The following is a 14,815-nucleotide window of genomic DNA, read 5'->3' as shown; positions in this document are numbered from 1 at the left end:
AAAAGGGATATTTTTCATATTTAACCTATTCACTTTTTTATATTTATAAATAGGGATTGTTATCTCGGTCAAGGTAAGCAGGTAAGCGTATTTATAAGGAGCCGCAGCCGTTAAGCTTTCCAAAGCAGGCGACTATTGGTATGATTACAAGGTATGAGAACGTCTATAAATATCTGCAGCCATGGAGGAATTAACAATGAGTGACAACACAATATCCCGGATCATAGATCATACGCTTCTTAAAGCGGATGCCCGTAAGGATGATATTATCAAGCTGGCGGAAGAAGCCAAAACCTACAAATTTGCATCTGTCTGCGTTAACCCGGCATGGGTGGCAGCAGCCCATGAAGTGCTGAAGGACACCCCGGAAGTCAAAGTATGTACCGTTATCGGCTTCCCGCTGGGCGCTTCAACTCCGGAGACCAAAGCCTTTGAAACAACCAATGCCATTGCTAATGGTGCCGGAGAAGTGGACATGGTTATTAACATCGGTGCGTTAAAAGACGGGGACAACGAGCTGGTGCGCCGTGATATCGCGGCTGTGGTTGAGGCGGCACGCGGTAAAGCGCTGACCAAGGTTATTATCGAGACCTGCCTTTTGAGCGAAGAAGAAAAGGTACGCGCCTGCAAGCTTGCTGTAGAAGCCGGTGCAGACTTTGTGAAGACTTCGACCGGCTTCTCCACAGGCGGAGCAACGAAGGAAGATATCGCATTGATGCGTGCTACCGTAGGTCCTGACATCGGCGTTAAAGCTTCCGGCGGCGTACGCAGCAGCGAAGACGCGCTGATCATGATCGGTGCAGGAGCAACCCGGATCGGTACCAGCGGCGGCGTAGCCATTGCCAAAGGCGAGCAGAGCCAGAGCAGCTACTAACCAAATGATTTTATAGGCAGGACAAGCAGGAGAACATTGAATGATTGTGTTCTCCTGCTTTTTTGTATATTGCGGACGGTAACTTAGAGTTGAACAGGAGGAAGAATGATGGAGGAGAAGTTTGCTTTTCCGGAGCTGGAGACGGAGCGTTTATACATACGGGTGTTACAAGAAAGCGACAGCACAGCGGTATTCCGGCATTTTGCGGATGAAGAGGTTACGCGGTACATGGACATTCCCCCTTGCAAAGAACTCGCTGAGGCGTCAGAGATTATCCGGTTTCACACAGAGGATCCCGGCTGCCGCTGGGGGATTTTTGACAAAGCTACCGGACAGCTGGCGGGAACCTTGGGGTATCACTGCTGGGTAACCGGAGAACAGTCCAGGGCGGAAATCGGCTATGATCTGTCCAGCGGCTGGTGGGGCCGTGGGCTTATGACTGAGGCTATCTCTCCGGTTATCCGGTTTGGCTTCGGAGATATGGGGCTGGAGCTGATAGAAGCAACCGCCGATCCGGCTAATGAACGCTCTGCCAGGCTGCTGGAGAGGCTCGGGTTTCAGCATAAGGAGGAGCTGGTGGACGGACTGGTGTATTATTTTTTGCCGAAGCCGGAGGCTGGAGAGTAGCAGGATTTTTACTGGCGGATTGCCTGGACGGAATGGGCCTGTGTAGCAGGGAGGTAAGCTGTAGGCAGGCAGTGGAGTGAGCGGGGGAGCTTGCAGGGAATTGTGTCGAACCGGCTAATGAGCGGCTGGCAGAAGGAGTGGATTCGAAATAAAATGTAAGCGTGTACTTTTGTGCGGGTTTAGGCTAATCTGGAGTGAAGAGCACCGTTAGAAGGGATTTTTTACAAATATAATAAAACACACCGGATTAATATGATTTTTTGCTTCCCAAATGACATCATTTGTGAGAGAATAGTTACAATTCTTAAATGAGAATGTTTTCCATTGATGATCACAGGGGAGGAAATACCAATGTCAGAAGACCGCAAGCTGTCGTTCGAAACTTTGGCTGTTCATGCCGGCCAGGAGATTGACCCTACCACATTATCGCGTGCTGTACCGCTGTATCAGACTACCTCTTATGGCTTCCGGGATGCCGAGCATGCTGCGAACCTGTTTGCGCTGAAGGAATTCGGCAATATTTATACGCGTCTGATGAATCCGACTACCGATGTATTCGAGCAGCGGATCGCGGCACTTGAAGGCGGGGCAGGGGCACTGGCGACAGCTTCCGGCCAGGCGGCTATTTCCTTCTCTATATTAAATATTGCCGGTGCAGGCGATGAGGTTGTATCCTCGGCAAGCCTGTACGGCGGGACGTATAATTTGTTCTCAACCACTCTGCCTAAGCTGGGAATTAAAGTGAATTTTGTAGATTCGGATAACCCGGAGAATTTCCGCGCCGCTATTACGGATAAGACAAAGGCGCTTTATGCTGAAACTATCGGCAATCCGCAGGGCAATGTACTGGATATTGAGGCAGTGGCAGCGATTGCCCATGAGCACGGTATTCCGCTGATTGTCGACAATACCTTCCCTAGCCCGTACCTGCTGCGTCCAATTGAGCACGGAGCGGATATCGTAGTCCATTCGGCTACCAAATTTATCGGCGGACACGGCACGTCCATCGGGGGGATTATCGTTGACGGGGGTAAGTTTGACTGGAAGGCAAGCGGTAAGTTCCCTGGCCTGACCGAGCCGGACCCGAGCTATCACGGTCTGGTCTACACGGAAGCGCTTGGACCGATTGCTTATATTATCAAAGCCCGTGTTCAGCTGCTGCGCGACCTGGGGGCAGCGATTTCGCCGTTCAACTCCTGGCTGCTGCTGCAGGGACTGGAAACGCTGCATCTGCGGCTGGAACGCCATAGCCAGAATGCGCTCAAGGTGGCGCAGTTCCTGGAGAGCCATGAAGATGTAGAGTGGGTCAGCTATGCCGGCCTGCCGAGTCACCCTTCTTATAAGCTTGCGCAGAAATATCTTCCAAAAGGCCAAGGAGCCATCCTAACCTTCGGCATTAAGGGCGGGGCTGACGCCGGGGTTAAGCTGATCGAGAATGTGAAGCTGTTCTCCCATCTGGCTAATGTCGGCGATTCCAAGTCGCTGATTATTCATCCTGCGAGTACTACGCACCAGCAGTTATCGGCTGAAGAGCAGGCGGCTGCAGGCGTTAAGCCTGAGCTTTTGCGCCTGTCCATCGGCACCGAATCAATCGATGATATCCTGCATGATCTGCAGCAGGCGATTGCCGCAAGCCAGCAATAAGCACAACAGCCAATATGCGATGACATGATCCTGCTCTTGTTCTACAGGGGCGGCGTCTGAAAGCAGATAAGGCGTGTAAGGTGTTAGAAGCATCTGCGTCTCTGCTGGTTCTAACGGCTGCCGTTGTTACAAGGAGATTTTCCGTTCTTCCTGCATAAGCCTCTACCGCATTTGACTCCGTTCAGCCCAAAAAGGCCGGACAGGAGGAGGATGCGGGCAGGGGCTTTTTGGGCTGTACGCGGTTGTGTGACAGCTGGTATCTACAGAGCGCTCAAAGCATCTGCGTCCTCCGTGCTTAAACTGTTTTACTGGATGTGTGGCGAAGAACTGTTATCGTTCTGATACCGCTTGCATATTTCAGGATATAATCCCGTATCTATAAGAGGTAGAAGCGCAACATGCCGGTAACCGCTTGTATGTACAGCAAGGCCGGCAGCAATCCAATGCCAATAAAGGTGGGTGCGGGGATGAAGGGTGAACAACAGCAGGATTACAATCGTGATATTGGGGAGCGCCCGTTCAAGTATAGTGCTGCTGACCGGGCGCTGGGAGTGGAGATGAGCCAGGCTGCATCTGTGGCTTCCGCTGCAGCGGAGTTTATCACCGGAGAAAAGCGGGGCAGAGGCGCGGAGCCTCCCGGCCGGGCTTATCTGAAGCGGACCGGAGACCGTCCTGCTTTCCTGGTGCTGCGTGAAGGAAGCGCAGACCGGTCTTTGCAGCGGGATGAATCCGGCTCATTCCCGGCTGGGCCCTGCCTGATCCGGAGTGAGGAATGGCTGCAGACCCCGGAGCTGGCCGGCTTATATGAATGCTGGCTGAACAGCGAAGATGCGCTGCAGGCTGAGCGTTCCCTGCAGCGCATCTATTACCGGCTGCGGGCCGCCTCCGCCGCCCTGCTGGAATCAGCGGACAGCATTTGGGCCGCTGTCACACTGCTGCACACGCCGGAGCTGGCGGCCTGGCCTGCCAAGCTGGCGGAGCTGCAGGATGTGCAGCTCGAAGCCCTGTTCGCCGCCGTGGCGGCGAACCAGCGGCTGGGCAGCGACAGCCGCATTGATCTGCTGGCGGCGTACCCCGCCAGCGTGGCTGAATTCGCTTCGCAGCGCGAATTCATCGAGGACGTGGCCGAGCAGACCCTCGGCCACGCTTACGCGGCGGCGTGCAGCATCGGGGCGCTAATCGCCCCCGGTGTGCCGCCCGCCGCCGCGGGGGAAATCGCGCGCATCGCCGATTTCCTGGTGCTTGACAGCGCGGCGGACCTGGCCGCGCCGGAGGAGTCCGCCGCCGCGGACTTCGTCCTGGCGGCGGAAGCCGCGCTTGCCGCCGTGCGGCGCGTGAAGCCGGCGGCGGTTGTGCTCGCCGCCGGGCCCGCGGCGGCGGGAGCGCTTGCCGATCTGTACCGGATCGGCATGAGCGGGATCTTTTGCAGCGCCGGCCAGCGGACCGAAGCGCTGCTGCGGGCGGCCTGCCTGACCTGGATAGCCCGGCAGGACAGCAGCACTGATACAGCCGCCGAAGGATGGCTGTAGGTTTAACTCCTGTGGTGCACCTGAGTAGGCGGTATCCTGCTTAAGAGCGGATATCGCCTTTTGTAGTTGCTGAGAATGCGGCTATAGCGGCGAAGCAGGAGAGCAGGAGAGCAGGAGAGCAGGAGAGCAGGGGAAGCAGGGGCAGCAGGGGCAGCAGGGGCAGCAGCAGGAATTAAGTGCATGGAGTAGAACATTCCTCATTATTTATGTGGCAGCAACGTTTATGCAGAGGGGACTGATCCCATTAGGTTGAAAAACGCCACCTATTTCTGGTTTTTTTCCTGAGAAGAGGCTATTAGTGGGAAAAACTCCACTTCATTTACTGTTTATCGCCCTCTAAGAGGTAATTAGGTAAGTTTAGGTGGAGTTTTTCCAATTAATGATCACAGAAGCTGAGACGTGGTGGAATTAGTTGGCGAAAATCCAAATAAATGCCCGCACCATACGTTAAAGAAACATCCCCAATACGGCAACGCCCAATTTTCTCACGGATCCGCTCCCTGGCAGATCGCAAACGGTGCTCTAATCACCTCTCCAGCGGCTCTTCAATTACCGCTCCGATCCTCCCACAAATCCGCTCGCAAGCCGCTATCCGATCATCCCCTCCCCGGCAGCTCGCCAAACAGCGCTCCAATCCTCTCACGACAAACTCCCCCTCTTACTGTCCTAAATCGCGCTTGCCGCGAACTCTTCATAAATACCGTTAAGCCAGTAAATAAGGTCCGGTTAGGAGCCGTACGGGCCAACGGCAGGCTGCCTTTAATTAGACGGATTCCGGGGTTTACTTTCGGGGATAAAGTGGTATAGTATAGCTATAAGTTGCACTGAGGAAATATATTTGCAGTAGTACAAAAATGATTATCATTCTCATTTACCATGCTGTCCCGGCTGAGCCGGGGCAGCATGTGTCATTTTAAGGGCTGTAAGAATGGCTCTCATTCTCAAGTGTGCTATCCAATACAATCAGGAAGGTGATTAACTATGCAAGCAACATCCAAACAACTCCCTAAATCAGCAGCCCGCCAGGGCACCGGCCAGCAGCCCCGGGCTCCTAAGCCGCGGCGCTTTGATCCGGTCGCTATGCTGAGCAATCCGGAGATGCAGGCGGCGCTCGGCAGCGGATTGCTGATGCTCATTGCCTGGGCGGCCAGCGGCTGGTCGGAGGTACTGTCAGTGGTACTCTATGTAATCTCATATACAGTAGGGGGATGGATCAAGGCCAAGGAAGGCGTGGAGACGCTGGTCAAAGAGCGTGACCTTGATGTCAATCTGCTGATGATCGCCGCTGCGCTGGGTGCAGCAGCAATCGGCTACTGGAATGAAGGTGCAATGCTGATCTTCATCTTTGCCATGAGCGGAGCGCTCGAAAGCTACACTATGGAGCGCAGCAAAAAGGATATCTCGGCGCTGATGGCGCTCAAGCCGGCCACAGCTATCCGTATTGAGCAGGGAGCGATGAGCGAGGTGCCGATTGACCAGCTGGCAGTAGGCGATCTGCTGCTGGTGCGTCCGGGTGAGCTGATTCCCGCAGACGGCAAGGTGTGCCGCGGAGAATCGTCTGTTAACCAGGCCTCCATCACCGGGGAATCACTGCCGGTTGAGAAGGCGGTCGGCAGCGAAGTATTCGCGGGTACGGTCAACGGGGAGGGCCCGTTGTATATCGAGGTTACCACTGCTGCTGAACATACGCTTTTTGCCAAGATCATCAAAATGGTAGAGGAAGCGGAGACGGAGGTGCCGGATTCGCAGCGGTTCATTAAACGATTAGAGTCGGTATATGCCCGTGCAGTGGTTGTTGCCACAATTGGATTAATTACGCTGCCGCCGTTTGTACTGGACTGGAGCTGGGGCAATACCTTCTATAAAGCGATGGTGTTCCTTGTAGTTGCATCCCCGTGCGCCTTGGTCTCATCAATTATGCCGGCTATGCTGTCCGCGATCTCCAAAAGCGCACGCAAAGGCATCCTGTTCAAAGGCGGCGTTCATCTGGAAAATATGGCTAAGGTGCAGGTAGTCGCTTTTGACAAGACGGGTACATTGACCGAGGGGGTGCCGCAGGTTACTGATCTGGTTGCCGGAGAAGGCTACAGCCGTGAACAGCTGCTTGCAGTCAGTGCTTCCATTGAGCAGCTGTCGCGTCATCCGCTGGCGGAGGCGGTTGTCCGTCTGGCTGAGAAGGAGCAGGTGGAGCTGTACAGCACGGAAGAGAACAGGTCGGTAACCGGCTGGGGCATAGAAGGACGGATTGACGGCAGACTGTGGCGGATCGGCCGATCGGATAGGCTGGATGAACCGGCAGGAGCCGGTGCGGATGCCTATGCACATTGGAGAGCGGTCCGGGAGCAGCTGGAAAGTGAAGGCAAGACGGTTTCGCTGATCCTTGATGAAGAACATATTGCCGGAATGATCGCTTTGCAGGATACGGTGCGGCCTCAGGCAGCTGCTGCTGTGCAGAAGTTGCAAAAGCTCGGAGTCAAGGTTGCGATGCTGACAGGGGACCGGAAGGCTGCAGCAGGCGTAATGGCGGGCAAGACGGGAGTGGATCTGGTATTTGCTGATCTTTTGCCGGAGGATAAGGTTACAAGGATCAAAGAGCTGCGGGAACAATACGGGCAGGTTGTAATGGTCGGCGATGGTGTTAATGATGCACCGGCGCTCGCAACGGCCACAGTGGGCATTGGTATGGGGATGAAGGGCAGCGGGGCTGCACTGGAAATTGCCGACATCGTATTGATGAATGACAATATCGAAGAGATCGCTTCAACGATTGAGCTGGCCCGCCGGACGCAGCGGATTGTGAAGCAGAATATGATTTTTGCGGTGACAGTGATTGTAACGCTGATGCTGAGCAACTTTTTGCAGGGGATTGCCCTTCCGTTCGGTGTGGTCGGCCATGAAGGCAGTACGATTCTGGTTATTCTGAACGGATTGAGACTGCTAAGATAACGGTAGCGGCAGACTAACGGCTTTTTCCAGAAAAGCTTGCTTGCTGCGGCATGAACAGTTTCCAGATTTCAAATACGGACCACGCTCTAAATCCTGAATTCTGCAGATTGGCTGCGGCCGGAGGTGCTAATGTTTTCTGGAGCCGCAGTTCATCCGGGAACATAAATATCATCCCTTTAATCATTATAATCAGTGTCAAAAACCCTGTTCCGCCAAATAAATTGTTTAAAATTGAATTGTTCACAAAAAAGGACGATTAGAACGAGTCTGGCATATTGACATATTCCCTTGAGATGATCATAATAAGTACTACATTATAATAATTTTAATTAAGCAACTGCAGATCCGGCACTCAGCCGTCCATCTCAAGGAGGATATAATCATGTACAAATCCATTATTGTTGGTACCGGACCGGCCGGGCTGACTGCTGCTATTTATCTGGCCCGTGCCAACCTGAATCCGCTGGTTATTGAAGGCCCGCAGCCGGGCGGACAGCTTACCACTACAACTGAAATTGAGAATTTTCCGGGATTCCCTGATGGGATTATGGGGCCGGAACTTATGGATAATATGCGTCAGCAGGCTGAGCGCTTCGGTGCAAAGTTTATTACAGGCTGGGTGAACAGCGTGGAGCTGGGTGACCGCCCGTTCAAGCTGAATGTCGAAGGAATGGGACAGCTGGTAACAGATACCCTGATTATTTCTACCGGTGCGACAGCGAAGTATCTCGGGATTCCCGGTGAGCAGGATAATATCGGCCGTGGTGTCAGCACTTGCGCCACTTGTGACGGATTCTTTTTCCGCGGCAAAGAAATTGTTGTTGTCGGAGGCGGAGATTCCGCACTTGAGGAAGCCGGCTTCCTGACCCGTTTTGCCTCCAAAGTAACCCTGGTTCACCGCCGTGAAGAGCTGCGCGGCTCCAAAATCATGCAGGAGCGTGTACGCGACAACGCCAAGGTAACCTGGGGTCTGAACCGCACTCCGCTGGAAGTGGTGGCGGGCGATAAAGGCGTAAGCGGACTTAAGGTGCTTAACAATGTAACCGGTGAAGAAGAGATTATTGAAGCAAGCGGTGTATTTGTAGCCATCGGCCATCACCCGAACACTTCATTCCTGGGCGGACAGATCACGACTGATGCGAACGGCTATATCGTGACCAATCCGGGCACCTCCGAGACTAACATTCCGGGCGTCTTCGCTTGCGGCGACGTGCAGGATACCCGCTACAGACAGGCCATTACCGCAGCAGGCAGCGGATGTATGGCAGCTATGGATGCCGAGAAATACATCGAGAGCCTGGAGCACAGCGCCGTTATTCTGTAATACTTCTTTTAGTCAAAAAAGCACTGCGGTGCTACAATAGAAACTAAGAAGGCTTATGCTTACGCAGTGAGTTTTGTACGATGAAATTCAGGAAGCACAGCTTACAAAACTTTTAGGAGGGAACATCCGATGGAAAATGTAATTGTGTACACTTCGACCAATTGCCCGCATTGCCGCCAGGTCAAAAGCTTTCTGAGCGAAAAGGGCGTATCCTACGAGGAGCGCAACATTGAGCAGAACGATGATTTTGCCCAGCAGGTATGGGATATGGGAATGAGAGCAGTGCCTGTAACCGTTATTGGCGATTTCAAAATCGTAGGCATGAATAAAACCCAGTTCGCCAAAGCTCTGGCAACGGTATAATAAGCTATTGTCCTTATACAATATTGACCGGCCGCTTCCATAACGGGGGCGGTCTTTGCTTTCGTTATTTTTGCTGAAGAGGAGGCTGTGTACGTTGTTAATATGCTTAAGGGATTACTGGAATCAGGATGCGGTGAAGGAGCTGCTTGCCCTGTGCATGGCTGCTGGAGGAGAGGCTGCGGAACAGGAGATGAACCGGTATTTTACCGGAGATTCCAGAGAGCTGTTCGGCTGCTTTGTAAACGGTGAGCTGAGCGGAATAATCGGGCTGCGGCTGGAGGGCGGACATACGGTAGAGATTAGGCATATTGCCGTAAAGCCCGGCTGGCAGGGCAAAGGTATCGGCCGGGGTATGATTGCTGAGGTTAGCCGGGCGGACGGAGTGGAGAAGCTTACTGCTGAGACGGATCATGAGGCTGCCGGGTTCTACAGAAATGCGGGTTTTGCTGTCACCAGCCTGGGTGAAAAATATCCCGGAGTAGAACGTTTTGCCTGCGTATTCTCTGTAAAGAAGCCGGCGCAGAGCAGAATGTAAGGACAGCCGCTTTTACAGTAAAATAAGTACAAAAACAAAGGCCATGCCATCCCTTCCGGGGCGGTGTGGCCTTTGTCCTGGGTCCGGAGGATAAATCATCCGGAATTATACGTTAAGTAAACATGTGGGTGATAGACATGACAACCTGGAAGACGCCGTAAACAGCGGCACCGCTGATAATCAGCATGATGCCTGATTTCTTCTTTGATTGAAACAGGCGCAGTACACCAAGGCTGACTAAAGGAGCGATTATGAGTAGAAGCAGCAGCACAGTGATGAACATCTGCGCCGAAATATCAGATGTATCAACATAGGTCATAAACTCACTCTCCGTTCAGGGGAAACGCGTGTGACATATATCACACTTATATGAGTTTAATTATAAAACATTCCTGTTATTTTTGCTGCCCTCCAGCGGCTTTAAATGCGGCGATTTTACGTCAATTTCTGACTATAGGGTTACCCGGATATTGCCGAGAAAATGCATCACGGCTGAGAACCCGGCGCCGATTACGGTTCCCCGGCTGCCGAGCCGGGAGAAGGTAATCTCCAGCTGCTGCTTATGGTAAGGCAGCGTGCGCTCCGCTACTACCCGGCGCAGCGGCCCTCCCAGCCAGGGCTCAGCCTCTGAAAGGGCACCGCCGATTACGATCAGCTCCGGATTAAAGCTGTTGATCAGATTGGTTACGCCGATTCCGAGATATTCTCCGATTGAGGCGAAATGGTTAAGGACATCCTCCTGCCCTTGAATAGCGTGCCGGACCAGCTCGCTTGTTGTGCGTGCAGGCAGGGTGAGCCCCTGATTATCATAGGTTTTCTCCGAAGCGTACAGCTCCCAGCATCCGCGGCTGCCGCAGCTGCAGGGCTTGCCCTCCGCTTCAATCGTCATATGCCCGGTCTCTCCGGCATAGCCGCGAGCACCTTTATACAGCTCTCCGCCGATGATGATCCCCGAGCCGATCCCTGAGCCTGCGCTGATATAGAGCAGATGGCGCACATCGCGTGCCGCGCCGAAATTCAGCTCTCCCTGTGCCCCGGCATTTGCCTCATTGTCGATGGTAACCGGCACCTCGAAGCTGCTCTCCAGAATGGCCCGCAGCTCGACCATTTCCCAGCCAAGGTTGGGCGCGAACAGCACAACCCCGTCGTCCACCATACCCGGAACACCGACCCCGATGCCAACGATACCGTAGGGGGAAGGAGGGGCCTGGGCAATTAAGGCAGTAATGATGCTCTTCATCTGCTCCAGCACATAGGGCAAATCATGTGCTTCAAGCCGGCAGTCCACCTCCTGCAGAACGCCCCCGTCCAGATCGCATAGCACGGCAGTAAGCTGCTTCACCCGCAGCTCAATGCCGATTACACTGCCGGCTGCCGCATTAAAATGCAGGATCAGCGGTTTGCGTCCGCCGCTCGACTCGCCGGGTCCGGCCTCGGTGACCAGCTCCTGGCTGCATAGCTCGGCAACCAGATTGGATACGGTAGCTTTATTAAGACCGGTCATTTCGGAGACCCTGGCCCGCGAGACCGGGGCATTCATACGGATGGTATGTAGAATAAGCGATTTATTAATCTTTTTGACCAGAGCCTGGTCGGCGGTAACCCTCACACAGCACACTTCCTTTTTTGACAACGTTCTCATCAACATATGACCTTTAGTCTAGAGCGATGTCCGTTAAAAAGCAACAGGCAGCAGGAGGGCACATCAGAATGTAACGCGGGGGGAAGGTTCCTCCGGGGTCCGCATAGCAGCTGCGGCAGGCGGGTACTTTATGTTCATGCATGCAGCCGAAAAAAAGTAAAAAAAACTTTGTTTAACCAATATACAAAGTCAAAAAGATATGATAAGATGTTGCTGTAAACGCTTGCGGGCGAAGCAAAACAGAGGAGGATTTTAATAATGGCTTATTTTGAAACAGTGGGCAAAATCTCGTATGAGGGCAGCCGTTCCACTAATCCTTACGCATTCAAATTCTACAATCCTAAAGAAATCGTAGCCGGCAAAACGATGGAAGAGCATCTGAAATTTGCAATGGCATACTGGCATACATTAACAGCAGGCGGCTCCGACCCGTTCGGCGCTGAAACTGCAGTCCGCTCATGGGATAAGCTGAGCACTTTGGACAAGGCTAAGGCACGTGCAGAAGCAGCTTTTGAATTCATGGAAAAGATGGACCTGCAGTACTACTGCTTCCACGACGTAGACATTGCTCCTGAGGGCGCATCCCTGCGCGAGTTCTACAGCAACATCGATACTATCGTAGATATCCTTGAACAAGGCATGAAGGCATCCGGCAAAAAGCTGCTGTGGAACACTGCCAACATGTTCACTAACCCTCGCTTCATGCACGGTGCAGGCTCCACCTGCAATGCTGACGTGTTCGCACACGCAGCTGCACAGGTGAAGAAGGGTCTGGAAGTCGGTAAACGTCTGGGCGCTGACAACTATGTATTCTGGGGCGGCCGCGAAGGCTACGAAACCCTCCTGAACACAGATATGGCTCTTGAGCAGGACAACATTGCCCGTCTGTTCAGCATGGCAGTAGATTACGCCAAGGAAATCGGCTTCGACGGACAGTTCCTGATTGAGCCTAAGCCAAAAGAGCCTACCAAACATCAATATGATTTTGATGCGGCAACCTGCATCGCATTCCTGCAGAAATATAATCTCGACAAGCACTTCAAGCTGAACCTTGAAGCCAACCATGCCACTCTGGCAGGACATACCTTCGAGCACGAGCTGCGTGTAGCACGCATCAACGGCATGCTGGGGTCGCTGGATGCGAACCAGGGCGATCCGCTTCTGGGCTGGGACACAGATGAATTCCCTGCAAGCATCTATGATTCTACTCTGACCCTGTATGAAGTATTGAAGAACGATGGACTCGGCAAAGGCGGAATCAACTTCGACTCCAAGGTACGCCGTCCTTCCTTCGAGCCTGAGGATCTGTTCCTGGCACATATCTCCGGTATGGACGTTTATGCCAAGGGCCTTAAGGTTGCTGCCAAGCTGATCGAAGACCGTGTATTCGATGATTTCATCGCAAAACGCTACAGCAGCTTCAATGAAGGCGTAGGCGCAGACATCGTATCCGGCAAGGCTACTCTGGCTTCCCTGGCTGACTACGCGCTGAACAACGAAAATCCGCGTGCGAACCAGTCCGGACGTCAGGAACTGCTCAGAGCTACTTTGAACCAGTACATTCTTACTGTAGAGTAAGCAGAGCTGCCGCAGCTTGCGGCACTGCCTGTAAGTTCAAGGCTGACTGACCATTAATGCAACGGGGGTTGCTGAAGAAAGCATTCTTCGGCAGCCCCTTTTCTTGTTTTATTGAAGCGTTTATGCTACATATAAATTTTAGGAGGCCCCAACTATGAAATATGTAATCGGTGTCGATCTCGGAACAAGCGCAGTTAAGACTGTGCTTGTTGATGCGCAGGGAAAGGTAGCGTTCGAGCATTCGGAAGCGTATCCGCTGAGCCGGCCGCAGCCGAACTGGAGCGAGCAGAATCCGGAGGATTGGGTGCAGGGGACTTTGGTCAGCCTGCGCCGGCTGATTGAGACCTCAGGCGTTGATCCGTCACAGGTAGACGGGCTAAGCTTCTCCGGCCAGATGCACGGGCTGGTGCTGGTGGACAGCGAAGGCAAAGTGCTGCGTCCGGCTATTCTCTGGAATGATACACGGACTACGGCCCAATGCCGCAAAATTGAGAAGACGCTGGGATCGAAGCTGATCGACATCGCCAGAAATAAGGCGCTGGAAGGCTTCACTCTGCCGAAGATTCTCTGGGTTCAGGAGAACGAGCCTGAAGTGCTGGAGCAGGCCCATCAGTTCCTGCTGCCTAAGGATTATGTGCGTTTCCGACTGACCGGCGACTATGCGATGGATTACTCGGATGCAGCCGGAACACTGCTGCTGGACGTGGGTGCGAAGCAGTGGAGCCCGGAGATTGCTGAAGCCTTCTCCCTGCCGCTGTCCCTGTGCCCGAAGCTGGTGGAATCCTTTGACCAGACCGGCACGCTGCTGCCTGAGATTGCGGAGGCTTCCGGCCTGCTGACCTCGACAAAGGTATTCGCCGGCGGTGCTGACAATGCCTGCGGGGCGCTGGGTGCAGGTATCCTTGGTGAAGGCCGGACGATGTGCAGCATCGGTACCTCGGGTGTTGTGCTGTCCTATGAAACCAACAAGGATCTTAACCTGGAGGGCAAGGTTCATTTCTTCAACCACAGTGAGAAGGATGCCTTCTATATTATGGGCGTAACGCTTGCGGCAGGCCACAGCCTTACCTGGTTCAAGGAAACCTTTGCCGCTGAGAAGAGCTTTGATGAACTCTTGTCCGGCGTACCATCGATTCCGGCAGGCAGCGGCGGCCTGCTGTTCACCCCGTACATCAGCGGTGAGCGTACCCCGCACCCGGATGCCAACATCCGCGGCAGCTTCATCGGCATGGATTCCGGCCATACTTTGGCCCATTTCACCCGTTCGGTGCTGGAAGGCATCACATTCTCGCTGCGTGAATCGATTGAGATCGTGCGTGAATCGGGTAAAGAGATTACAGAAATCATCGCGATTGGCGGCGGTGCCAAGAATGAAGCCTGGCTGCAGATGCAGGCTGATATCTTCAATGCTTCCATTATTAAGCTGGAAAGCGAGCAGGGTCCGGCGATGGGCGCAGCTATGCTGGCTGCCTACGGCAGCGGCTGGTTCACCTCGCTGAGCGAATGCGCCGAAGCCTTCATCCGTCCGGCAGAAGTATTTAAGCCGAATGCAGAAGAGGCTGCAGTCTATGACGGCTTGTTTGCACTTTACCAGGATGTATACGGACAGACCCGCGATTTGAATAACAAGCTGGCGGCTTACCGCAGATAACAGCTGAAGCTTAGCTGTGTCAGGCGGATGGTCAGCTGATAATACTTGAGAATTCCGGAAAAAACGGTTTGTCCAAATATAAGGATGTATATGTTCTACGCA

The 14,815-nt window shown here is 53.5% G+C and carries 12 protein-coding genes; 10 read left to right on the top strand and 2 right to left on the bottom strand.

Translation table 11 applies throughout. The annotated features are described in order from the left end of the window. The first annotated feature begins 196 nt into the window (after positions 1 to 196). The 8 genes from deoC (at position 197) to R70331_RS26685 (ending at position 9,842) form a co-directional block, all read left to right on the top strand. Entirely contained in the window at positions 197 to 874 is a 678-nt protein-coding gene (deoC, locus tag R70331_RS26725) for a deoxyribose-phosphate aldolase (RefSeq protein WP_042180900.1), read from the top strand. Between the two features lie 105 nt (positions 875 to 979). Further along, positions 980 to 1,501 carry a GNAT family N-acetyltransferase gene (locus R70331_RS26720; RefSeq protein ID WP_052419233.1) on the top strand — a complete coding sequence of 174 codons (522 nt, stop codon included), beginning with the start codon at positions 980 to 982 and terminating at the stop codon, positions 1,499 to 1,501. A 351-nt stretch (positions 1,502 to 1,852) separates the two neighbouring features. Next, positions 1,853 to 3,145, top strand: a complete 1,293-nt coding sequence (locus R70331_RS26715) for a homocysteine synthase (RefSeq protein WP_042180896.1) — start codon at positions 1,853 to 1,855, stop codon at positions 3,143 to 3,145. A gap of 398 nt (positions 3,146 to 3,543) precedes the next feature. Next, positions 3,544 to 4,674: a hypothetical protein gene (locus tag R70331_RS26710; protein ID WP_042180894.1), complete on the top strand. Its 1,131-nt coding sequence runs from the start codon at positions 3,544 to 3,546 to the stop codon at positions 4,672 to 4,674. A 981-nt stretch (positions 4,675 to 5,655) separates the two neighbouring features. Continuing rightward, the gene (locus R70331_RS26705; RefSeq protein WP_042180891.1) at positions 5,656 to 7,620 is read left to right on the top strand and encodes a heavy metal translocating P-type ATPase; all 1,965 of its coding nucleotides are present in this window, start codon (positions 5,656 to 5,658) and stop codon (positions 7,618 to 7,620) included. A 382-nt stretch (positions 7,621 to 8,002) separates the two neighbouring features. Beyond that, the gene (gene trxB / locus R70331_RS26695) at positions 8,003 to 8,944 is read left to right on the top strand and encodes a thioredoxin-disulfide reductase (RefSeq protein WP_042180887.1); all 942 of its coding nucleotides are present in this window, start codon (positions 8,003 to 8,005) and stop codon (positions 8,942 to 8,944) included. 129 nt (positions 8,945 to 9,073) lie between these two features. Further along, a complete protein-coding gene (locus tag R70331_RS26690) occupies positions 9,074 to 9,307 on the top strand; it encodes a glutaredoxin family protein (protein ID WP_042180885.1) in 234 nt (77 codons plus the stop codon). Between the two features lie 94 nt (positions 9,308 to 9,401). Further along, positions 9,402 to 9,842, top strand: coding sequence for a GNAT family N-acetyltransferase (locus R70331_RS26685; protein ID WP_042180883.1), 441 nt, complete (start codon positions 9,402 to 9,404; stop codon positions 9,840 to 9,842). Positions 9,843 to 9,954: 112 nt separating this feature from the next. On the opposite strand, the gene R70331_RS26680 is transcribed toward R70331_RS26685, so the two are convergent. Together R70331_RS26680 and R70331_RS26675 are read right to left on the bottom strand one after the other, a co-directional pair. After that, positions 9,955 to 10,161, bottom strand: a complete 207-nt coding sequence (locus tag R70331_RS26680) for a hypothetical protein (RefSeq protein WP_042180881.1) — start codon at positions 10,159 to 10,161, stop codon at positions 9,955 to 9,957. A 132-nt stretch (positions 10,162 to 10,293) separates the two neighbouring features. After that, complete coding sequence (locus R70331_RS26675) at positions 10,294 to 11,451, bottom strand: ROK family transcriptional regulator (RefSeq protein WP_197071369.1); 1,158 nt, start codon at positions 11,449 to 11,451, stop codon at positions 10,294 to 10,296. 291 nt (positions 11,452 to 11,742) lie between these two features. Between R70331_RS26675 and xylA the strand changes: the two genes are divergently transcribed. Together xylA and xylB are read left to right on the top strand one after the other, a co-directional pair. Next, entirely contained in the window at positions 11,743 to 13,062 is a 1,320-nt protein-coding gene (xylA, locus tag R70331_RS26670; RefSeq protein WP_042180877.1) for a xylose isomerase, read from the top strand. A gap of 154 nt (positions 13,063 to 13,216) precedes the next feature. Continuing rightward, entirely contained in the window at positions 13,217 to 14,713 is a 1,497-nt protein-coding gene (gene xylB, locus R70331_RS26665) for a xylulokinase (RefSeq protein WP_042180875.1), read from the top strand. The last annotated feature ends 102 nt before the right edge of the window (positions 14,714 to 14,815 follow it).

The sequence above is a fragment of the Paenibacillus sp. FSL R7-0331 genome (assembly GCF_000758645.1).
Taxonomy (GTDB): Bacteria; Bacillota; Bacilli; order Paenibacillales; family Paenibacillaceae; genus Paenibacillus_AQ; species Paenibacillus_AQ camerounensis.
Note: the sequence above shows the minus strand (reverse complement) of the source record. Positions and strands in the feature narration are given on the sequence as shown.

What these genes read in the sequence shown, in the direction of transcription:
- xylA (WP_042180877.1), top strand. Translation starts at nt 11,743, where the DNA reads ATGGCTTATTTTGAAACAGTGGGCAAAATCTCGTATGAGGGCAGCCGT.
- R70331_RS26680 (WP_042180881.1), bottom strand. Translation starts at nt 10,161, where the DNA reads ATGACCTATGTTGATACATCTGATATTTCGGCGCAGATGTTCATCACT.
- deoC (WP_042180900.1), top strand. Translation starts at nt 197, where the DNA reads ATGAGTGACAACACAATATCCCGGATCATAGATCATACGCTTCTTAAA.
- R70331_RS26715 (WP_042180896.1), top strand. Translation starts at nt 1,853, where the DNA reads ATGTCAGAAGACCGCAAGCTGTCGTTCGAAACTTTGGCTGTTCATGCC.
- R70331_RS26720 (WP_052419233.1), top strand. Translation starts at nt 980, where the DNA reads ATGATGGAGGAGAAGTTTGCTTTTCCGGAGCTGGAGACGGAGCGTTTA.
- R70331_RS26690 (WP_042180885.1), top strand. Translation starts at nt 9,074, where the DNA reads ATGGAAAATGTAATTGTGTACACTTCGACCAATTGCCCGCATTGCCGC.
- R70331_RS26710 (WP_042180894.1), top strand. Translation starts at nt 3,544, where the DNA reads ATGCCGGTAACCGCTTGTATGTACAGCAAGGCCGGCAGCAATCCAATG.
- trxB (WP_042180887.1), top strand. Translation starts at nt 8,003, where the DNA reads ATGTACAAATCCATTATTGTTGGTACCGGACCGGCCGGGCTGACTGCT.
- xylB (WP_042180875.1), top strand. Translation starts at nt 13,217, where the DNA reads ATGAAATATGTAATCGGTGTCGATCTCGGAACAAGCGCAGTTAAGACT.
- R70331_RS26705 (WP_042180891.1), top strand. Translation starts at nt 5,656, where the DNA reads ATGCAAGCAACATCCAAACAACTCCCTAAATCAGCAGCCCGCCAGGGC.